The 21,634-nt window shown below is 58.4% G+C and carries 17 protein-coding genes and 3 pseudogenes; 15 read left to right on the top strand and 5 right to left on the bottom strand.

Annotation, left to right across the window (positions count from 1 at the left end):
* Positions 1-42: 42 nt before the first annotated feature.
* The 10 genes from nodC (at position 43) to AC0NIE_RS33590 (ending at position 10,765) form a co-directional block, all read left to right on the top strand.
* A complete protein-coding gene (gene nodC / locus AC0NIE_RS33635; RefSeq protein WP_473480702.1) occupies positions 43-1,317 on the top strand; it encodes a chitooligosaccharide synthase NodC in 1,275 nt (424 codons plus the stop codon).
* A gap of 49 nt (positions 1,318-1,366) precedes the next feature.
* Positions 1,367-2,389, top strand: coding sequence for a nodulation factor ABC transporter ATP-binding protein NodI (nodI, locus tag AC0NIE_RS33630; protein ID WP_473489053.1), 1,023 nt, complete (start codon positions 1,367-1,369; stop codon positions 2,387-2,389).
* Between the two features lie 3 nt (positions 2,390-2,392).
* On the top strand, positions 2,393-3,181 hold the full coding sequence (locus AC0NIE_RS33625; protein ID WP_473489054.1) for an ABC transporter permease: 789 nt from the start codon (positions 2,393-2,395) through the stop codon (positions 3,179-3,181).
* A gap of 292 nt (positions 3,182-3,473) precedes the next feature.
* On the top strand, positions 3,474-5,489 hold the full coding sequence (locus tag AC0NIE_RS33620) for a carbamoyltransferase family protein (protein WP_473489055.1): 2,016 nt from the start codon (positions 3,474-3,476) through the stop codon (positions 5,487-5,489).
* 1,058 nt (positions 5,490-6,547) lie between these two features.
* Positions 6,548-6,697, top strand: a complete 150-nt coding sequence (locus AC0NIE_RS33615; protein WP_473489056.1) for a hypothetical protein — start codon at positions 6,548-6,550, stop codon at positions 6,695-6,697.
* A 674-nt stretch (positions 6,698-7,371) separates the two neighbouring features.
* Complete coding sequence (locus AC0NIE_RS33610) at positions 7,372-7,512, top strand: hypothetical protein (RefSeq protein ID WP_473613740.1); 141 nt, start codon at positions 7,372-7,374, stop codon at positions 7,510-7,512.
* Positions 7,509-8,168 (top strand): chitooligosaccharide deacetylase NodB, encoded by a 660-nt coding sequence (gene nodB, locus AC0NIE_RS33605; protein ID WP_065010656.1) that lies wholly within the window; start codon positions 7,509-7,511, stop codon positions 8,166-8,168. Before AC0NIE_RS33610 ends, nodB begins: the two co-directional genes overlap by 4 nt.
* 465 nt (positions 8,169-8,633) lie before the next feature.
* Positions 8,634-9,257, top strand: a complete 624-nt coding sequence (locus AC0NIE_RS33600) for an FMN-binding negative transcriptional regulator (protein ID WP_473489057.1) — start codon at positions 8,634-8,636, stop codon at positions 9,255-9,257.
* A gap of 28 nt (positions 9,258-9,285) precedes the next feature.
* Complete coding sequence (locus AC0NIE_RS33595) at positions 9,286-10,011, top strand: LysE family translocator (RefSeq protein ID WP_473489081.1); 726 nt, start codon at positions 9,286-9,288, stop codon at positions 10,009-10,011.
* Positions 10,012-10,276: 265 nt separating this feature from the next.
* Positions 10,277-10,765 (top strand): TIM barrel protein, encoded by a 489-nt coding sequence (locus tag AC0NIE_RS33590; RefSeq protein ID WP_473489058.1) that lies wholly within the window; start codon positions 10,277-10,279, stop codon positions 10,763-10,765.
* Between the two features lie 146 nt (positions 10,766-10,911).
* Here AC0NIE_RS33590 and AC0NIE_RS33585 read toward each other — a convergent pair whose 3' ends face one another.
* Entirely contained in the window at positions 10,912-11,847 is a 936-nt protein-coding gene (locus AC0NIE_RS33585; RefSeq protein ID WP_473489059.1) for a LysR family transcriptional regulator, read from the bottom strand.
* Between the two features lie 114 nt (positions 11,848-11,961).
* Here AC0NIE_RS33585 and AC0NIE_RS33580 point away from each other — a divergent pair.
* The 4 genes and pseudogenes from AC0NIE_RS33580 to AC0NIE_RS33565 all read left to right on the top strand — a co-directional run.
* Positions 11,962-12,568: pseudogene (locus tag AC0NIE_RS33580) on the top strand (GNAT family protein).
* Complete coding sequence (gene nolL / locus AC0NIE_RS33575) at positions 12,561-13,715, top strand: nodulation factor fucose acetyltransferase NolL (RefSeq protein WP_473489060.1); 1,155 nt, start codon at positions 12,561-12,563, stop codon at positions 13,713-13,715. Before AC0NIE_RS33580 ends, nolL begins: the two are co-directional and overlap by 8 nt.
* Before the next feature lie 3 nt (positions 13,716-13,718).
* The gene (locus AC0NIE_RS33570) at positions 13,719-14,624 is read left to right on the top strand and encodes a LysR family transcriptional regulator (protein ID WP_473489061.1); all 906 of its coding nucleotides are present in this window, start codon (positions 13,719-13,721) and stop codon (positions 14,622-14,624) included.
* An 84-nt stretch (positions 14,625-14,708) separates the two neighbouring features.
* Positions 14,709-14,842 (top strand): annotated as a pseudogene (locus AC0NIE_RS33565) (nitrogen fixation protein NifQ); the annotation flags it as partial.
* Positions 14,843-15,143: 301 nt separating this feature from the next.
* On the opposite strand, the pseudogene AC0NIE_RS33560 reads toward AC0NIE_RS33565, so the two are convergent.
* Together AC0NIE_RS33560 and nodU are read right to left on the bottom strand one after the other, a co-directional pair.
* A pseudogene (locus AC0NIE_RS33560) lies at positions 15,144-16,005 on the bottom strand (MFS transporter); the annotation flags it as partial.
* A 591-nt stretch (positions 16,006-16,596) separates the two neighbouring features.
* Positions 16,597-18,282, bottom strand: a complete 1,686-nt coding sequence (gene nodU, locus AC0NIE_RS33555) for a nodulation protein NodU (RefSeq protein ID WP_473489062.1) — start codon at positions 18,280-18,282, stop codon at positions 16,597-16,599.
* A 600-nt stretch (positions 18,283-18,882) separates the two neighbouring features.
* Here nodU and AC0NIE_RS33550 point away from each other — a divergent pair.
* Positions 18,883-19,155, top strand: coding sequence for a DUF982 domain-containing protein (locus AC0NIE_RS33550; RefSeq protein ID WP_473613738.1), 273 nt, complete (start codon positions 18,883-18,885; stop codon positions 19,153-19,155).
* Positions 19,156-19,447: 292 nt separating this feature from the next.
* Here AC0NIE_RS33550 and AC0NIE_RS33545 read toward each other — a convergent pair whose 3' ends face one another.
* Positions 19,448-20,350, bottom strand: a complete 903-nt coding sequence (locus AC0NIE_RS33545; protein WP_473489064.1) for a dihydrodipicolinate synthase family protein — start codon at positions 20,348-20,350, stop codon at positions 19,448-19,450.
* A 40-nt stretch (positions 20,351-20,390) separates the two neighbouring features.
* Entirely contained in the window at positions 20,391-21,629 is a 1,239-nt protein-coding gene (locus AC0NIE_RS33540) for a trans-sulfuration enzyme family protein (protein ID WP_473489065.1), read from the bottom strand.
* Positions 21,630-21,634: the final 5 nt, after the last annotated feature.

Here is a 21,634-nt window from a genome sequence, read left to right as displayed (position 1 = left end):
GTCCGCTCGCTTCCTCAAATTCACTGAGAAATCTGACATCTCATGAACCTCTTTGCCCCAGCCAGTATCGTTGCAGTCTGCTCTTATGCGCTGCTGTCGACCGTCTATAAGACCGCGCAGGTGTTTTATACCCTGCCTACAAACGTACCGCCGACCTCGGGCGAACCGGCCGGCTGTGAGCCTTGGCCGAGCGTCGATGTCATTATCCCGTGCTACAACGAGGCTCCTCGCACCCTCTCGGACTGCCTGGCTTCCATTGCAAGTCAGGACTACGCCGGAAAACTGCAGGTCTATGTTGTTGATGACGGTTCTGGAAACCGCGATGCCCTCGTAGGTGTACACGAGGAATACGCTGGTGATCCGAGGTTCGAATTCATTGCGCTCCCAAAGAATGTCGGAAAGCGCAAGGCACAGATTGCGGCGGTTCGCCGCTCGTGCGGAGATTTGGTGCTCAATGTAGATTCGGACACGATACTCGCGCCGGACGTCGTCACAAGGCTTGCGCTAAAGATGCAAGATCAAGCGATCGGCGCCGCCATGGGCCAGTTGGCGGCTAGTAATCGCAATGAAACTTGGCTGACGCGGTTGATTGACATGGAATACTGGCTCGCCTGCAACGAAGAGCGGGCAGCGCAGGCTCGGTTCGGTGCCGTCATGTGTTGCTGCGGTCCGTGTGCCATGTACCGGCGAACCGCGCTTGTTTCGCTGCTGGATCAATACGAGACGCAGCGCTTTCGAGGGAAGCCGAGCGACTTCGGTGAGGACCGCCACCTTACGATCCTGATGCTGAAAGCAGGCTTTCGAACAGAGTATGTCCCGGAGGCCGTCGCGGCAACAGTCGTTCCCAGCAGCATGGGTCCCTATCTGCGCCAACAGCTTCGCTGGGCCCGGAGCACGTTCCGTGACACGTTGCTGGCGCTCCAACTGCTGCGCGGCCTTAATATTTATCTCACATTGGACGTGATTGGGCAGAATCTTGGCCCATTATTGCTCTCTTTGTCGCTCCTGGCTGGGCTCGCGCAATTCATAACGACAGGTACTGTCCCTTGGACGGCATGCCTGACTATTGCGGTCATGACTATAGTTCGCTGCAGCGTGGCAGCGTTTCGTGCGCGCCAACTTCGATTTCTCGGATTCTCGCTCCACACACTCATCAACATCTTTCTCTTGCTCCCGTTGAAAGCATACGCGCTGTGTACATTGAGCAATAGCGATTGGTTGTCGCGAAGCTCGGCCGCCACTGTGACAGACATCGACGGCGCCATTCCAAAGCCCGCCTTGGTGGGATCTGACGCAGCTTACAGCGAACAGCAATAGTCACGTGATCGCAGGTGGAAGAGTGTTGAGCCAGGACCAGAAACATCAAGTGTTGAAGCGAAAGTTGGGCCCAGAGGATTTGCGGCGGCCCGAGACTCCTCCGATCGAACGGGAGTGTCACCGGCAAACAAGCGCGAAAAGCTCCGTGCATGACTCTCTGTCGACCGTGGCAATCGATTTTGCCGGCGTAACTAAGTCGTATGGGAACAAGGTCGTTGTCGACGACCTGTCGTTCACCGTTGCGTCGGGAGAGTGTTTCGGCCTCCTCGGACCAAACGGGGCCGGCAAAAGCACGATTGCGCGTATGCTCCTCGGCATGACATGCCCTGACGCGGGCACGATCACGGTGCTCGGCGTCCCGGTGCCGGCGCGCGCTCGGCTGGCACGTAGGGGCATTGGCGTGGTCCCGCAATTCGATAATCTTGACCAGGAATTCACCGTACGCGAGAACCTGCTGGTGTTCGGCCGCTACTTCGGCATGAGCACACGCGAGAGCGAAGCGGTCATCCCGTCGCTTCTCGAGTTCGCTCGCCTCGAGCGCAAGGCGGATGCGCGCGTCTCGGAACTGTCCGGCGGCATGAAGCGATGCCTGACGATGGCGCGGGCGTTGATCAACGACCCCCAGCTCATTGTGATGGACGAGCCGACCACCGGCCTCGATCCGCACGCGCGCCACCTGATCTGGGAGCGGCTGCGCGCGCTGTTAGCTCGCGGCAAAACGATTATCCTGACGACGCATTTCATGGAAGAGGCTGAGCGATTATGCGATCGGCTGTGCGTGCTCGAAAGGGGTCGCTACATCGCCGAAGGCCGCCCGCAGGCGCTGATCGACGAGCATATCGGATGCCAGGTCATGGAGATTTACGGCGGCGATCCGCACGAGTTGCATTCGCTGGTCAAGCCACATTCTCAGCGCATCGAGGTCAGCGGCGAAACCCTCTACTGCTACGCGCCAGACCCTGATCAGGTGCGCACGCAACTCCAGGGGCGACCAAGTCTGCGCCTTCTTCTGCGTCCAGCCAATCTCGAGGATGTTTTCTTGCGGCTGACCGGGCGCGAGATGGAGGAGTGAACGATGATTGAAGGTCTTGCGGCGGTGCTGCCCGCCAATGCGTGGAACTGGGTTGCGGTGTGGCGCCGGAACTATCTGGCATGGAAGAAAGTCGCATTCGTGGCGATTCTCGGTAACCTCGCCGATCCAATGATCTACCTTTTCGGACTAGGTACCGGCCTCGGCATAATGGTCGGCCGCGTCGACGGTGCGCCGTACATCGCCTTTTTGGCGGCCGGCATGGTCGGGGTCGGTGCGATGACCGCCTCTACCCTCGAAACACTGTACGCGGCTTTCGCTCGCATGCATTCTCAACGCACATGGGAAGCCATGCTGTATACGCACGTTACCCTCGGCGACATCGTTCTGGGGGAACTGGCGTGGGCAGCCACCAAGGCCTTCCTGGCCGGTATGGCAATTACCATTGTCACCGCAGCCTTGGGCTATACAGCCTGGCCGTCCGTCCTCTATGCGCTGCCATTCATTGCTCTGACAGGGTTCGTATTTGCCAGCCTCGCGATGGTCGTCACCGCACTTTCGCCCAGCTACGATTACTTCGTATTTTACCAGACGCTTATCCTTACACCCATGCTGTTCCTGTCGGGCGCCGTTTTCCCATTGAATCAGCTGCCTGACACCTTTCAGAAGATAGCGCGATGCATGCCGCTGTCACATGCGATCGACCTCATTCGTCCGGTTATGCTTGATCGCCCGATCGGCGGCATCGCCCTGCACATCGGTGTGCTCGGCCTGTACGCACTGTTGCCATTCTTCCTCTCGATGGCGCTGTTGCGCCGCCGACTGATGCGCTGACGCGAAAGAGAAGGAGATAAACCATGCGCTATGGGCGCAAATAAAAACGACATCGCCAGCGTGTGCCGCGAAGGGTTTTGGCTGGCGTCGATTCAATCCCACAACGCTATGTAACGCCCGGCGTCTCGAGCACAGGATCTTATGTTGATCCCGGCGGACCTCATAGAATTTCCTTGAGGCCGGTGATGTTTGGCTGGCGTTCGGGCGCGAGCGACAACGCGGCCTGTCTTTCTGATCGAACGGTCTCGAGACAGGCCAATTTAGTATTCCTGTACGACAAATGGAGAGCGAGATGCTGTGTCTAGGATTGAACGGCGGATTGGACAAAGTCTATGAAAACAGATTTCAGATTCCAAACACATTCATGCACGATGGCGCTGCGGTGCTCGTCCGGGACGGACAGGTCATTGCGGCGGTAGAAGAGGAGCGCCTCAATCGGATCAAACATTCCAACAAGCTCCCAATTAGTGCGGCTCAATACTGTCTTTCAGCAGCTGGGGTTCAGCTCAGCGAAATCGATCGAGTGGCGTTCTACGCTACCGAAGACTATAGCAACGCAATGCTTGAAAACATGCTTGTTTCCCAGCCGGACGCCTCCATTCCGTTGGATGCTAAACTGTTGATGCAGCAGCTGCTGGCGCAGGAGTTCGGTACCGAGCTCGACGCTTCGCGTATCTCATTCGTAAGTCATCATCAGGCGCACGCCGTGAGTGCTTTTGCAATGTCGGGCTTCGAGCAAAGTCTGATTTTCGCGATTGATGGCTCTGGTGATTTCCTGTCGGGCCTTGTGGCGGTTGGATCTGGTACTGAAATTACGCAACTTGCGACTTTCCCAGAGAACAATTCTCTCGGGCAATTTTATCTCGAGACGATCCGGTATCTCGGCTACGGCTTGTTCGATGAATATAAGGTAATGGGGCTTGCCCCCTACGGCGATCCCGTTCCCTATCGCGAGCTTTTCGAGCAATTCTATGAACTCTCTGCAAACGGCGAGTATCGCGTCCACCTGGACCGCATCGGTCCGACTTTGCTCCGCAGCATTCAGGTTCGGCAAAAGGGAATGCCATTCACTCAGCAGCACATGGATGTGAGTGCGTCGTTACAGGAAGCGCTCGAACGCATCGTGTTTCACATTCTTCGCCATTATCGTGAGGCCACCGGGATGACGCGGTTGTGCCTGGCCGGCGGAGTTGCGCACAATTGCTCCATGAACGGCAAGCTGCTCTATTCAGGACTTTTCGAAGACATCTTCGTGCAGCCCGCATCGCATGACGCTGGATGCGCATTAGGCGCCGCGCTAATCGTGTCTAATGAGTTGGGCCGCCCAGCGCCGCGTACGCGATTGCAGGAGGTTTATTGGGGGCCGGAACTCGCGAGCGATCACGCTGTCGAAGAGGAACTAAAGGCATGGGCGGGGCACCTGGAGTTTGAACGCACTGAGGAGGTGGCGGATAGGGCAGCCGAGTGGATGGTCGGTGGCGCGGTGATCGGCTGGGTGCAAGGTCGTTCGGAGTTCGGGCCGCGAGCGCTCGGAAATCGCAGCATTCTTGCCGACCCCAGGCCCGCTTCAAACAAGGACCGGATCAACGCTATGGTCAAGAAGCGGGAAGGATATCGCCCGTTCGCCCCATCAGTGTTGGAGGAGGATGCGCGCGAATTTTTCGACCTCCCGGGCAGTGCGTGCGAATTTCCCTTCATGAATTTCGTAGTTCGTGTGCGCGATTCCAAGCGTGATTTGCTCGGCGCCATCACGCATGTCGACGGTACGGCTCGGCTGCAAACAGTATCGCGCAAGGCCAGTCCGGCCTACTGGGACGTTATCAATGCCTTCAAGCAGCGGACAGGCATCCCAATTCTGCTCAATACGTCCTTTAACAACAATGCAGAGCCGATCGTAGATTCAGTTGCAGACTCGATTGCCACGTTCCTGACAACAGAGCTGGATGGACTTGTGGTCGGGCCGTACCTCGTCAAAAAACGGGCCGCAACGCTGCAGGATTGGACTGCGCTCGCGGTTTCATTGCCGCCTTATGTATCCCTGCATAAAGTCCGCGCATACACGGCGCAGGATCGCCACGAGACCGTCTGCGAAATCCGAACGGATCACCGTGACTGTGCGCGTATTTCACATGGCTTGTTCGATCTGCTGACGCGGATCGAAGGCGAAGCCGTGCTCGCGGATCTCCTCGACACAATTACGCCGGATCAGGGCCTGCGCGAGGCTCTCACAGGAGAGCTGCGACTATTGTGGGAGCAGCGCCACGTTCGGATGCATCCCTCGCAAGCTGCTCGCGTCCACCAAAACTGATGCCAAAGCCTGGACGACCGATAACAGCTGCCCAAACACCGGTCTGCACCTTCATATGATGATCTCCAATCCAATTGACCGAGGCAAGGGTCCTGATGATTGCGTCTGCCGCGAGCATGCATGTTCGCTCCAGCTAACGCATATTGCAGTCGCGGATCAGCAATGGATTTGCTTGCCGGTGGCTCAAGACAGCACCAGTTCGTCGTGTCTCGACGGCGTACCGGGTCGGTGACCGCCCCTGCGACTTCAGCTTGGTGTTACGCGTAGCGGATGGGACGAGCGTTGGTGGATAGATTGGCGTGGGTTGACCCCGGTGGCGAGCGGGCGGGCCGCTTGCGGGAATGGCGGCGGCCCTTCGGCGCGCCAAGCCGGCATGTTCGTCGTTGAGCTGCTTTTGGCAAAATGCGTCGGTGGGGCGACGATCTTGTCTGAATGCGGCTTGATGCTTCGGCCTCCAATCATCCGGCCCTGTTGTTTGCATCCTTGATTTACGGCAATACGACGCCGGTGCAGATTTCGACGACGCCATCTTCAGGAAACCGAGGATCTGTTGGTCAAGGTCACGCAGGGGTTAGCGTTGGCGATGCCCGACATCTGCTCTCGGGCAATCGCCTGATCGGGATGGGAGTCGAGGAAGGGGAGCGCCCCTCGAGCACCTGCGCGATCGCAAGCGTCATGGTCTGTGCCCTTCGCGAAGCGCAAGAGTCTTCAGCCCGCGCAGAACCAGGTAAGGCCGAACTAGCGAGAGCGCGGCGCCGGTGATGTAGGTAAGCCCGTGTGGAGGGTTTCCGCGCCGCCGAGGATTGCGCCGCCAAGGCGGCGGCCCCATTCGCCGCAACGCTTTCGAAGCCGTAGGTCGAGTTCAGGATGACGGATGGCTGAACGGCACTGGAAACACCAGCCGGATCGTAGCAGGATCGCGCGGGTAGCGAAGCCGATTGGCTGTTCGCAGACCGGGCCAGTCTTGGATCGGTGGGCGGGCTCGGGCATCCACTTCGGACGTGCTCTTGGCTTTCAGGAAGAGTAGCTGCAAACTGGTTCAGTTGGCAGGAAAAGAAATGGTCCAGTCTCCAGCTCCCGGTGGCTCAATCCGCCCGCATGGCATGGGGGCGCGCCAGATCTACGAAGCGCTTCGTGAGCAGATACTCAGAGGCGTCTACGACACCGGCAGCGTCGAGATGCTGCGCGACGTCGTCGCCCAACTCTGAGACGTCGACGGTTCCGCACGCGGGGTTAGAACTTCGCGACCGCTCATCGTAAACAGGTCATCGTTGAAAGCAGTTGGGCGACGGCCGCGCTCATGGCCGGCTGAATTAGCTGATGCGGCTTGCCGCCACCGTGCCGTTGCGCTCGGTCAGCAGTGCGTGGAGCCGACGAGGAGCTTCACATCAAGGGCCATGGTCTCATCTATCCGCAACGTGGATGCTTGTCATCGAAACATTCGATTTTGACTATCGGACAGGACATTGCATAGGAAGAATTCAAGGATGCAGGCTAGGGAGATTGTCGATGTATGCGGTTGGCTCCGAGGAGCATTTTTCTGGTGTGTGCATTCTGGTCTGCGCCGAACATTAAGCGAGCCGATCCCCTTTTCGACCAGGTACGTCGGTGATCGCGCAAGCTGCATCGCGTCGGCTCTTTCGCCACAAGCCCCAACTGGCGTAGGCGCCTACCCCAAGGATCAACAAGTCGAGGTTTCCCATGCGCTCCAAGGACGGTGGAGGTTGTGCCGGGAGAACCAGTTGCAAGTAGCCGATCATATCGCACTCTCCGAGATCTTCCGAAAACCCTATCGGGGGACTGACCCTGCAATGAAAAGCTAGGCGCTGGTAATTTGAGACGTTCTGCAGAGACGGCCCGGCCACGATGTGTCGATGTTCGCATGCGGTCCCACTCAGAAGTGCTGGATCTCGACATGCCGCCTCGTGTGGAGGACGTGCTCCTCGTGATTATGCCGATTGCGCGGCCGATGAGCGAATGGCCGACCGATGCAACAATTGACCGGAAGGATCCGGAGCTATGAAACATCTTGATGACGGATGGGAGGTGCAGAGTGAATGCGCTGATGGAACCGGCCGTCGGAGCGTTTATCTGACGTTTGACGACGGTCCCGATCCATTCTTCACACCACAGATACTCGATGTGCTGGCGCAAAATCGGGTGCCAGCGACTTTCTTCGTGATTGGTGCCTACGCCGCAGAGCACCCGGACCTCATCCAGCGAATGATCGCAGAAGGGCATGAGGTGGGCAACCACACGATGTCTCATCCGGATCTGTCCAAATGCGGCTTGGGCGACGTCCAACGTGAGGTATTTGAGGCGAACCGTGCCATCATGGTAGCATGCCCCCAGGCCTCGATCCGCTACATTCGCGCGCCATACGGCGCCTGGAGCGAAGAAGTGTTCACTGCGTCAGAGATCGCCGGGCTGGCGGCCCTTCATTGGTCGATAGACCCAAAAGACTGGTCGCGCCCCGGCACCGATGCGATCGTCGATGCTGTGCTCGCCTCGGTCCGGCCCGGCGCAATCGTGCTCTTGCACGACGGTTGTCCTCCCGACGAGTCGAGAAGGAGCACTCAAGCCGGTCTGCGCAACCAGACCGTTATGGCGCTATCCAATCTGATTCCAGCATTAGATGCCTGCGGATATGAAATTCGCCCGCTTCCAGAACATCACTGAAATGCGAGATCCTATGGGCCTGCTTTCCCAGCCAGTGCCTTGGGTCTCGCTTATGAAGGCTTACAGGCTTCGTCGACATCGGACGAACTGTCGGCTCCGACCCGTTGACTAAGCGTAGACGTTTGTTGTCACCTGCTACAATGAGGACCCGCGCAGCCTCTCGGCATTGCCTGGCATCGCCGGAACCTCTTCGACGATTCTTTCAATATGGTCTCCGGGATCGCGGGCTGCGTCCACAAGGTATGGCAAACTAGTCGCCATTGCCGGGATATGCCCGACCCCTCGGCTGCGAAGGACCAGGGGTTCTCCGACTCGCACACCCCGCTGTGGATCTGCTCCTCGATCGTCACGATGATCGGGCACGATGCCATCTTTCACAAACTGGACCACGTCGATAGCTTCTGACTGGCTGTTTCCAGCAGGCCAGAGTGCCGGTATCTGACTGGTAACTCAAGGAGTTTCGCCATGTACATCCCTCCCGCTTTCCGCGACGACGACAAGGAGACCCTGCGCGCGACCATCCGCGCGGCGGTGCTGGCGAACTTCGTTACAGTCACGGCGGAAGGGCCGCTCGCAACGCCACTGCCCCTCTTCCTTGATGAGAGCGAGGGCGAGCACGGGGTGATCTACGGGCACCTAGCGAAGGCCAATCCCCAGTGCCATGTTCCGCCGCTGGGCGACGGCTTAGCCATCTTCATGGGGCCGGACGCTTATGTGACGCCGGCATGGTATGCGACCAAGCGGGAAACCGGGAAGGTCGTCCCGACCTGGAATTACATCGCCGTCCACGCCTATGGTCCGGTCGAGTTCTTCGAGCATGCGGGAAGACTGCTGGACGTCGTGAATCGTCTGACCGACCACCACGAGGGCGAGCGCGCCTTGCCTTGGGCGGTGTCGGACGCGCCGCCGGATTTTGTACAGGCGCAACTCCGCGGAATCGTTGGCTTGCGCATGCCGATCACGAGGCTGGAGGGCAAGCGCAAACTGAGTCAGAACCGGAACGCGGCCGACCGCGATGGCGTGGCCGCGGGCCTTGCGGCGAGCGAGCGGGCATCTGACCGCGAGCTCGCCGCTCTCATCCCAAAATAATCATGAACTTTGTCGGAATCGACCCATGATGCCAGAACTGACCCCATTCGCCCTGTACCTCGCCGCGGCCTCCGTGCTCGCCATCACGCCCGGTCCGGGCATCTTCTACGTTGCCGCGCGCACGCTCGCCGGCGGTCGTCCGGAGGGTATCGCTTCCAGCTTCGGCACGGGGTTGGGAGGCATGATCCACGTCCTCGCAGCAAGCCTAGGTGTTTCCGCGATCGTGCTCGAGAGCTCGGAACTGTTCTCCGCATTGAAGCTGTTCGGCGCGGTCTACCTCGTCTGGCTAGGCTTTCGCACCTTTCAAGCCGCGCGCCGCAAGGGAGCGACTGGCGATGATGGCGCCCCGGTGCGTTCAGTCGGACCCCAGCGGGCTTTTCGTGAAGGGGTGCTGGTCGAGGCTCTCAACCCCAAGACGGCAGCCTTTTTTCTAGCCTTCCTTCCGCAGTTCGTGAACCCGAGCGCAGGACACGTAGCTCTGCAATTCGTGGTGCTTGGCTCCGTGTCGATTGCGCTCAACACGCTCGCCGACATCGTGGTTGCCTTCGTGGCCAGCGGCATTCAAGACGGCGCGGCAGCGCGTCCCAGGTTGATCCGCCGCCTGAGGGAGGCGTCGGGCGGCGCGATGATTGCGCTGGGCGTCGGCCTCGCTCTGGCGAAGCACCCTTCGGTCATTACACCGATTCAGGCGATGTCTCAGGCGCGGCACCACAGTGAGGGAAACGTGAGTTCGACTGCCTCGCCTTCCTCATGACCATCATTTTGGCCCTCGCGAATCAACGCACGGTAGAAGCCAGTCAGCCGAGAATGACTGCCGTTTCATATAAGGAAAGCCAAGCCATGCGCCAAGCATCGCCCCGCTTTGCACTCGATCACATGGCGACGCCCGGACTTGACGTCAGGGCACTTTTCGCTTTTGCCCGTGACCAGGGCCTAACCGACGCAGCCAACAGTACAGCAATGCTATTGCACGCGGCAGCCGGCGGCGGACGTCCGGTCTGCCGCCGCCGAAGCAGGCGTTGGGATTCTCCATCAATGCCTTGCAGCGCTTCAATGAGTGGACTCCTGCCCGCAGGGCCGAGGCGAGCAAGCTCGCCGATTATGCGGCGGCCTGCGGAGCCAAGACGCTCATGCTGGTGCCGGTCAACGATGGCTCTTGGCCTGCCAATGGCGAGCGCCGGGGCGATCTCCGCGTCGCCTTGAAGGCGCTCAAGCCGATCCTCCAGTCGCGCGGCCTGATCGGTCTCATCGAGCCGCTCGGCTTCCAGACTTGCTCGCTTCGATCGAAGAACGAAGCGGCTAAGGCCATTGCCGCCATTGATGGCCAGTCCGTCTTCCGCCTCGTGCACGACACGTTTCATCACGCCGCTCGCCGGGGAGCCGTTCTTCTCCTGCGACCTGACCGGTCTCGTGCACCTCTCAAGCGTGAGCGATCCGATCCAATGGATTTACCCGGATCGCGTCCTGGTCGGTACCGACAATGGCAGCCAGATTCGGGCGCTGCTTGATGGCGGCTATGGGGGCCCCTTCTCATTCCCACCGTTTGTCGACGCAGCCCACCCGCTGGACGACCTCGCAGGCGCACTTTCCGCGACTATCGATCTCGTTCGACACGCCTGTTGAAACGAGTGCCGGTGTGAGACGCGGTAGTCAATCAGGGCTTGCGACCCTTTTTGGTGTCCCGCGGAGAACTCATTCGAGACGCCTCCTGTAACAATATCTCTCGCATCCAGACGCTTGCCGCATCACTGTTGTGAAGGGCGGGCCATTGGAGGGCCTCGGTAAATGCGGGAAGCGGCAGCGGAAGTTCGATGATCTGCAGTGGGAAGGTTTTCTTGAAATGCTCAACCAGCCGGAAGGGCATGGTCGCTATACGAGCCGTGCCTGAGACCATCGGCGGGATCATGCTGAAGGCCTGCACGATAACCTCGACACGTCTCTTCAGGCCATGCTCAAGAAAAAAACGCTCCTCGACGGAGGGCTTCCGCCCGAACTTGGCCGCAACGTGCCTCATCGACATGTATCTCTCGAATGTAAGCTGCTGCGGCAGCTGCTTGTTCGTGGGGCAGCCTACGCACACGAGCGTGTCGTCGAACAGCGCCGCTCTTGGATGCGCGCTCGACATGAACAATTCTGGACAAATCAGAAAATCGACGTCACCGCGCCGGAGAAGCTCATCGGGGTCGTCGTCGAGCGGCAGCAATTCGAAGCTGACGGCGGGTGCTTCGCGTGCAACACGCTCCACGACCTTTTCAAAAAACACGAGTGTGGCGAAATCGGAAAGGGTGATCCTGAAACGGCGATCGGACTGAGCCGGATTAAACGGATCCCAAGAAATAATCGAGCTCTGGATTTTCAAGAGTGCGCCGCGAACAGCGGGGGCGAGTGTTTCCGCACGTGGGGTTAGAACACGTTCGCGGCCGCTCATCGTAAACAGTTCATCGTTGAAATAATCGCGCAGCCGGGCGACAGCCGCGCTCATGGCCGGCTGACTTAGGTTGATGCTGCTTGCCGCCGCCGACAGGTTGCGCTGGGTCAGCAGTGCGTCGAGCACGACGAGAAGGTTCAGATCAAGGCCTTTGAAGCGCATCGCTTCACTTATCCATAGCGTGAATGCTCGCGATCTAAACAATCGATTTTACCAAACTTCCAGGGCGCTGCATAGATGAACATGCACCCGATGACGCCACGGCTTCTGTAGCGTGTGCTGGGACATGACTTGCAAGTAGCCGATCATGTCGAGCTCTCCGCTTTTATCCGAAAGGCCTATGGGCCGACAGGGGCTTTCAGGCGGTCGTAGCTGGGCCGGTGCAAGGCCGGAGGTTCGCGCAATCGGCTCTATGTGCACGGCGTAGCGGCTTACTTGGACCTGCTGCGCCGTTCATCACGTTGGCGAGGTTGATTTTCTTGGTAGGCGAACTCGGATTGTACAGGTTCATCCGGATCTTGAGAGACTCGGAATGAGCCATTCTATACACGTCATGCGTCCGGTGCAGCAGCAGCTTGGCATTCCGTTCGCTTTTGGCACGGTTCGGCATGCGCTGCGGAATCATCTTGAGAGGTTCTGCAGAGACGCCCTGGCGACCATAGTGCCGGGCCATCGCGTCGCCACACATGATCGCGACCGCCACTGCGCTCCAGGTTTGCGATCAGGCACTGGGATTTCGTCCGCTCGGTTGCAGCCAGTCGGCCCACGATACCACGCCGCGATCCGCGTAAATTTCGATCCTTTTCACCGAAACTGGCGTGCTCGCCGTGCCCAGAAACGGCCGGTAGCAACCGCAACAGATGGGCTGGAGTCTGATGCTTGATCAAATAACAGTCGGAGCGAAGGGACGCGGCTCGCGCCCAGCAGAGACAAACGACCGAGACCTAAGCCTTGATTTCGTCAAAGGTATACTAATTACTTTAGTGATAATTGGGCACTTATTACAATATTTAATTTATCGAGGCACTGACGATTTCTGGACGTCTCCGTATTATAAGTCGATCTACATGTTTCACATGCCTCTCTTTATGGCAATAAGCGGATATCTTTCTTATGGGGCAATTTTGCGAAAACCGTTCATTCAAGGGGTCGGCAATCGAGCAACGCAGTTACTACTACCAATGCTTTTTTGGTGTGCGTTAATTTGGACACTAAAGTCCGCCATGATCCCTCCTGCGACAAGCTTAACTGATGGATTGCTGGACTTTTCGAAGGAACTCATTGGAACATACTGGTTCATATGGGCGGCGTTTATCTCGTTCATTCTAATTAGACTGTTTACAATTTCCAATCGCGTATCGATGTGGATTATAAGCGCATCTGCAATTGCGGTCGCATTCGCGCCCATCACATTATCAATAACCCCGTCATTAAGATACACTTACCCATTTTATTGTCTCGGGTTCTTGCTTGCGCAGCCGATCGGATGGCAGAAAATTATCATTTGGGCACACAAATCGATTTTTGTAGTTTTACTGTCGATAGCAGCTTTCATATGCTTTATTTTGTGGGGCAAGGAGACTTACGCCTACAACAATCTCGTTTTAATTCATGATAAACAGTCGGCTGAACAAGTATTTCTGATGTTCACTGGCTCGGCAGCAGCTTCTGCAGTAGCGATGCAGCTTATGTTCCAATGCTGGAGAATTGTCTATTCGACCAGAATAGCTCACTTTGTCGCGGTGGAGCTTGGTCAGAGCACGCTGCTGCTTTATCTGGTTCAGGGTGCCGTGTTTCGCCTCACGGATTTTATACAGTTTGGAGAAGTCTGGAATCTCACGACCAGAATCGCGTTCGCAAGTGTGGTTGGAGTGGCGATTGTCGTCACAGCACTGGCAATTCGCAAGATTGCGCGCGACCTTGGATATGTGTCGCGGATCGTTGTCGGAGCGCCGCCACGCCCAAGTCCGCTCAATTCTCAATCGCCCACAATGGTCGCGATGACAAGCAGCCACGTTACGGACAGATGAGGCATGCGTTTCAAAGGCCTTGATCTGAACCTTCTCGTTGTGCTCGACGCACTGCTGACCGAGCGCAACCTCACGGCGGCGGCAAGCAGCATCAACCTAAGTCAGCCGGCCATGAGCGCGGCCGTCGGCCGGCTACGCGATTATTTCAACGATGAACTGTTTACGATGAGCGGCCGCGAACGTGTTCTAACCCCACGTGCGGAAACACTCGCCCCCGCAGTTCGCGGCGCACTCTTGCACATCCAGTGCTCGATTATTTCTTGGGATCCGTTTAAACCGGCTCAATCCGATCGCCGCTTCCGGATCATGGTTTCCGATTTCGCCACACTCGTGTTTTTTGAAAAGGTCGTGGAGCGTGTTGCACGGGAAGCACCCGCCGTCAGCTTCGAATTGCTGCCGCTCGACGACGATCTCGATGAGCTTCTCCGGCGCGGTGACGTCGATTTTCTGATTCTTCCGGAATTGTTCATGTCGAGCGCGCATCCAAGAGCGGCGCTGTTCGACGAGACATTCGTGTGCGTAGGCTGCCCCACGAACAAGCAGCTGCCACAGCAGCTTACATTCGAGAGGTACTTGTCGATGAAGCACATTGCGTTCAGGGTCGGCCGTCCGCAGATGCCATCCATCGAGGAACGGTTTTTGCTTGAACATGGTCTCAAGAGACGTGTCGAGATTATCGTGCAGGCCTTTAGCATTATCCCGCCGATGGTCTCAGGCACAGATCGTATAGCGACCATGCCCTTCCGGCTGGTTCAGCATTTCAAAAAGACTTTCCCTCTGCGGATCGTCGAACTTCCCCTGCCACTACCCACGTTCACTGAGGCCGTCCAATGGCCCACCCTTCACAACAGTGATCCGGCAAGCACCTGGATGCGGCAGATAATGTTGCAGGAGGCATCCCGCATGTGAAGCCGCGGGCGCTCCTGGCGAACGGCACGCAAAAATTGAGTCTGACTCCAATTCGATGATTTTTGCATGACAGTGTGGTGCTGATTTCCGATGCTGATAGCCGGCAACACCAAAACCATGAAGTGGAAGAAGTACTTTTGCCGCAGGCTGTGCGAGTCTGAAGGTCTACCCTATGCACCGCGCCCAATTGCCGGGAATGCAATGATTTCAAAAGCTGATTCGGCCCGGAGGCATGGAAAAGCCGCCTCACACGGATCAAGCACGGGTTCGCCCTTGTATTTAATAGCCGTACGAGGCGAGCGGTCGACGGCGAGGCGGTCCGCTTCGGTCCGGCACTCTTAGCTTCTCTCGTCGGCACCATCATTCAAAACGCCGCCGCTGGTCGAAATCGACCGGACAACAACGTGCGATCGCGCGGAGACGATGGCTGCAACCGCCAAAAAATCGTGAGCAGGATCGCACCGCGCGGCTGATGCGATTGCATCTTTCGCCGTGCTGCACTGGCCTGTGTCAGGTGCTCTAGGGTTCGCAAATCGGTCCGAGCAAGAACACTGTCAGGGCAGCGAGGAACGAGGCAACGGCGCTGTAGGCAAAGGCACTAGCAACGCCGGTATTGTCCACCAGCAGTCCGCCGAAAATCGCGCCGGTGGCGATGGCACTTGGAACGTTGCGGCCATCAGCCCACCGGCGCTTTCGGCCTGCTCGGGAGCGGCGCGCAGCACCATGCATTTTCTGCAGTCCCACCGGCACCGCGCCGAAGGCAAGCCCCATACGGTACCGCAACCGCCGAGGCCCAGGCCGATGCTTCCAACGTCAGCAGCGAGACAGCGGCCATCGCTATGAGCAGGGGCGGCAGGGCCGCGACTGCCTTGAGGCTGTGCTCGGCCAAGATCCGCCGGCCAAATTGCCGAAGAAGCCGCCGATGACAATGGCGAGCAACACGAGCGAGATCGTCTCGATGTTGAGCGCGGGAACATTCTCAAGGAAGTCGCGGATATAGATGGAGCCGGCGAAGTGCCCGGAAGCGACCAGCAGGACGACCAAAATCGCGACTTTGATCATCGGATTCTTGGCCACATCCAGCAGACTGCGGAAGCTGGCCGCTCCAATCGGAGGCAGCCTCGGAAAAGCCGTGAGTTGCACTACCAGTGTAACGCGCCGAAGACTGCAGCGATCATGAAGGCGCTTCGCCACCCCCAGACGTCGCCGACATAGGCGCCGATTGGACCGACGGTACGCCGGTGAGGATAATCGACATGGCGCGCCGCAGGAGGTGACCTGGAACGAGCCGCATCGCCAACGCTGCCGACATCGACCAGAAGCCTCCGAGCGCTATTCCGAGCACGACGCGGGCGGTCAGAAGAACCGGCAGTGACCCCGCGACGGCACCAGGACCGTGCGCTGGCAATTGTGCCCTTCGGCATCGGGTTGCTGCAACCGATCTCGCACTTATGGGTCCTGCAAGGAGCGTGCTCGAGAATGTGGACCTCTACTCCGACTTGCTGACACTGACGGAGGGTGTCGGGGTCAACGTGGTCGGCCACATGCCCGGCGCCATGGCGGAGTGGTTCGGTGCTGAGCAAAGTCGCGGACGGCAAGGCGGACGCTCCCAGGGATTAACGCGGCTGGCGCAGGCAATGCGGGATTCCGTTGGCAGAAGGAGCTCAAACAGCTAATTCGCTCAAGCTTGCCACCACCGCAGCAGACGAATGGCATGCCGGTCGGCAGGGCCGTGCAGGCCCTGGTGTTCGAACCCTCCATTCACATCGCTAAGCAAAAGCATTCGCGTGCTTGCCAGCTCAACAGCACAGTCTCGGCGCTTTATCGGCCATGACGATCAGATTCGTTCGTCAGATCAGGGCAGCTTCAAGGGCCGTAACCGCACACACCCGCATTATCCGGCTCCCTCAGCTATGCTGCCGGCGATTGCAGCGCTAGAGCGCGGTAACTCAAGTTCGTTACAGCCCGCCGCTCAGCCCTCGAATTGACCTGCACCTGTCTTGGTCAACAGCAACCCATCGCACCAAACGTGGTCTACGCATCCCCACTCACAGGCGGCAGCCGCATCCGGAAAAAAACCACGTCCATTGAGATTTGCACTCGTGTTGCAGAGCAGCGAAATGCCCGTGAGTTTCTCATATTCTATCAGAAGTTCTGCAATTGGGTGTTCAGAAGTTCTCGAAACTGTCTGAAGTCGCGCAGTCCCGTCGAGATGGACGACCGCCGGGATTTTTTCTTTCCACTCCGAACGGGTTTGGTGATCGAACAGCATGTAAGGATCCGGCGTGCCGGGATCAAACATGTCAGGTGCACGATCCTCCAAGCATATTGGCGCTACCGGTCGGAAGTGCTCTCGAACTTTGATTTTGTTGAGATGGTCCTTCATTTCCGGCGAAGTTGCGGCCGCCAGGATGCTTCTGCCTCCCAAAGCACGTGGACCAAGCTCTGCGCGACCTGCAAGGAACACCACAGGCTTGTTGTCGGCGAGCACGCTGGCAAGTTCTTTCAGGCTGCAAGCAGCAGATTGCCAACCAGGCGGAACCTTGCCATGGCTCACATTTGGCCCGCTGTAGACTGACCAGTCGAGATGCACGAAACCCTTGTCGGCGGCCAGCGCGCAGCAAGCGGCACCGATCGCCGATCCGCTGTCGTTTGGAAACGGAGGCACCCAGACTGCGTCGAACAAACCGCTCGCCCGAAGAGCGCTGTTCCATTTGATGTTCAGCCCGCATCCGCCGGCTATGCACAGGTTTCGGGTTTTGGGGACTGAGTACCCACGCAGCGCCCTTGTCATCCCCCGGACGAGAAGACGCTCCACGAAGGCATGGAACGAAGCAAGTATGTCCTCGGGCGTTTCGGGGATTAGCCGCGACGCGCTTGCATCGAAGAAGTCGTGCACAGCCGTGAGTAACGCGTCTTCGCTGTGGCTGTTGTTCCCGTAGCCAAAAGCAAGGTCCGTATCCCAGGCAAAATGGTCGTCGTAAAGCTCCTGAAACACATTCACGATGTGTTCATGGACCACTCCGAGCGCAATATAGGCCATCAACTTGCCGGCGATACCGAGATTCCAGCCAGTCCGCAGTTCTCGCCTGTAAGGACCGAAATGTTGGCCCGCGGCCGCATAGGCATGGCCTATCATCGGAAACAGGCACCCAACAAATCGGACTCCACTTGGCTCGACGTAGTAAAGCCGCGGAAAGATGCAGCCGTCCCATACCAGACAAAATGCCGGTTCCTCAGCTTTGGCGAATGAGCTGGTGCAGTATGCGGAAGCCACGTGCCCAACAACATGCGGGTAGCTTTCATAAGAACATACCCCACTGTCGAGCATGAGACCGGAACCTTGATAGGCTGTCAGGGGATTTTCGGCGTCCCGCTCCACATATGGCGCGCCGTTGAGAGTGATAGGGGAGCCATTACTCAGAACCTGGAATTCTGACTGGATTTCACCGTCCCATCCGTCAATAACGAACCGGTCGATATCGCGCGGAGCAAGCCCGTTTTCCGCCAAAACGGCGACGACCGTCTCAAGCCGCTCGATATGTTGGTATCGTGGGTTATTGTCGAGCTTCTCCTGCTCAATGCAAAAGACTAATCTGCCGTCTTCCACGACAGCAATTCCCCCGTCGTGCGTCAGCTTGATACCGCAAATGCGCATAGCAGATCCTTGTCGAGGTGACCTAGAGCAACCGCAGAAAACGGCTGGAAAACATGGTCGTGGGTTTTGATGTCGCGCTATGCAGGATCATAAGAAACCGGTAAATTAGATTGTTTGGATGTGATGCATCCGCGCGATGAATGATAAGGTCTGCCGCGCGATCTAGAACAAAATGGCTGACACGCAAAAATCACCAGAATTGCGAGGCAGCGCTGTGCGGCACTGTAGAAGGGCTGGCCACTGCAAGCGCTGGGCAGGGATCTGCACGGTCACACATCACCCGCGCCACGGGAGGTGCCGCGCTCCCTCGGCACCGCGCGTGCTGAGCACGAAGGTGGTCGCGCTACAAGCGAGCCTTCCCTGATCAAGCTACTCTTTAGGTCATCGACAAGATTTTCGATGGCGAGGGCAGCGCCCAAAAGGCCTATTCGGCTTTTTGAATCGCGCCGCCATGTTGGAGGAACAACCTCCGACAACCGATGGATCCCGCCTGCAGATCGGCAGCGGGACAGAGCGGCTAAGCGCGTGTGAGGTTAGCTGTCTCGGCTCACAGATGCAGTGTCGGCTCGGCAAAGAAGACGAGCTGGGCCCTATTGACGGATGATCGCCTTGGGGGGCGGAGAGATGACCGGCTTGCACAGATTTGAGAGGGCGGTCGTTGTTCAGGTTGGCCGCCAGAGTTCTGAGCGTATCGTATTCGATGTCAACCAGGCGGCCGCTATCCTGATCCGTGCCCTTCATCATCGGACCGAGAAACGGAGGGTAGCGATGGACGCTTGTCTGCAAGTATTGCGTGGTGAGGCCCATCCACCAGCTGCCCGAAGGGCTTTTGTGGCAGCCGCGCTTGAAGCAAAGATCCTGCGCAGCGATTGAATGCTGTTAGCGCATCAAGGCTTTGATGCTTCGAGTGGAAGTCGTCTGGCCTGCACACTCTTCCGGAGAAATGTAGGCGTTGGCGGCCCCGGACGCCTACCTCCCTCGCCGATAAGACGTTCTGCCAATCGAACACGTTGACGAGGACGTGATTGGCGTCGAGGCCTGTCGATCCATCGGTGATCAGCACGCCGCGCGCATTGTTCCCGATCAGATTATGGAGAACATCTCGGCTAGTCATCGAAAGGGTCGGTGCGTACATTTTTCCCTCGGAAATATGAAGTCGCGCGGCTTACGATCCGACACCTGATCCTAGACGGTCCAAGACGCCGGCGAGCTGGCCCTTCGCCGCAGCGGAAAGCGGCTTGATTGGCCGTGGGGGCTCGGCGGAACAGATTTCGAGGAGCTCGGCGATTGCGTAGACGACGCGAAGGCTCGAGAACGTCTTGAAAAGCTCCCACACCGGGGCCAGGGTGGCGTCGATCCGGTGTGCTTCTGCGTGGTCGCCGTGCTGAGCGGCTCTGACCATCCTCAGGCAGGGGTCGGGCAAGATGCCACCGAGGACGCTGTACCATGTATCGGCGCCGGCGATCAGGGCCTCGGTGGCGTTCCAGTCGCCGCGGTAGCCGATCGAGAATCCTTTCGGCACAATTTTTTTCTGGTGCGCAAGTTGGCCTTTGATAGCATCGCCCCGGTCGGCTGAGTTTTTAATAGCGAGGATCTCAGGCAGCTGTCCCAGACGCTCGATGAGCGCTGGCGTGAAGCGAAAATGCGTGTTTGCAGGATTGTCGTAGATCACGATCGGCAGGCCGCTTTCGCGCGCCACTGTCGAAAAATGCTCGAAAACCTCGTCGTCAGTGAGCGGGGTGTAGGAAACAGCCGCGAGCAACCCCGCGGCTGCGCCAAGGGCCTTGGCATCGCTTGCATAGTGTACCGCTTCATCGGTGCGCAAAACGCCCACGCCCACCACGAGCGGGACTCGTCCACGCGTCTCGTCCAGCGCCTGGCAAATCGCCCGGCGGCGTTCCGCGCGCGACAGATACATGTAGGTGCCGGTGCTACCGAGCAGGCCGATGGAATCCACCTTTGCTGCGCAAAGCCGCGCTATCAGCTTTCGAAGCGCTAGGACATCGACGCCGCCGTCACTGTCGCTTGGCGTTATTGGGAAGGCCGAAAGGCCGCTCAGGAAAGCCATGCTGAAGCTCCCGTTGTTACATTGGGTGAAGCGTTGGGCATCAGACCCCGTCCAGCGCCTGCTCTAGATCCGCGATCAAATCGGCGGCGTCTTCGAGCCCTACCGACAGACGCATGAGGTCGTCGCCGACTCCGTCAGGCAAATGCGCGTCCTTGCGGATTGACTTGCGCGAGCGGGTCAGGCATGCCGGATGATAGATGAGACTGTCAGCGTCGCCGAGGCTGACCGCCCTGATGATCAGCTTGAGCCGGTCCATCATACGGCGCGCGCCCTCGAACCCCGTTTGGAGGCCGAGAGCCAACATGCCCGAGCCTTGCGACATCTGTCTGCGCGCGATCTCATGGTCGGGATGAGAGCCGAGAAATGGATAGCTAACCCAAGCCACAGCCGGGTGCGCCTCGAGCGCCTGAGCGACCGCAAGCCCAGAGACACTGTGACGCTCCATACGCAACGTGAGTGTCTTCAACCCGCGCAAAATCAGGAACGCCGACATGGGCGAGAGCGCTGCCCCGGTGAGATAGCGCAGGCCAGTTTCGCGCAGCAGGTGCAGTGTTTTCGCATCGCCCAGTATCACACCGCCCAGAGCATCGCCATGGCCATTGATGTACTTGGTCAGCGAATGGATCACGATGTCGGCTCCGAGTTCCAGCGGACGCTGGAGGGCGGGCGAGGCGAAGGTGCTGTCGACGGCGACCTTCACGCCGCGAGAATGGGCGTGTTCGGCAATGGCAGCGATGTCGAGGATACGGCTCAGCGGGTTGATTGGCGTCTCGAAGAACACGAGCCGGGTCCTGTCAGTGATGGCGCCATTGAGATTGCTCGGATTCGACAGGTCGACGGCAACGACCTTGATGCCAAACTGCGGCAGCCCCTGCTCGACCATGGCGAGCGTATTCGAATAGAGTGTCTTGTGGACAATGAGTTCGTCACCTTGCGAAAGCAGCGAAAGGATCAGCGTGCCGAAGGCGGCGATCCCCGAGGCGAGTACCAGCCCAGCTTCGGCTCCTTCGAGATTGGCGAGCCGCTTCTCGAGGATCTCGGTGGTCGGGTTGTATTCGCGTGCGTAGAGCCTTCCGCCAAGCGCTGCGACGGCTTCGTTTGCTGCAACGCTTTCAAATCCATAGGTCGATGTAAGAAACACCGGCGTCTGAACGGAATTGGAAAAGCCGGCCGGATCGTAGCCATGATGGATTGCCCGGGTGGCGAATGCGAGACCGACGTCGTTCCGGGACGGCGTTGATGTTGCCTCGGCTTCAAGCTGATCTTCGGCGCTGGTCATCGGCT

Source organism: Mesorhizobium sp. WSM4842, from assembly GCF_055901575.1.
Note: the sequence above shows the minus strand (reverse complement) of the source record. Positions and strands in the feature narration are given on the sequence as shown.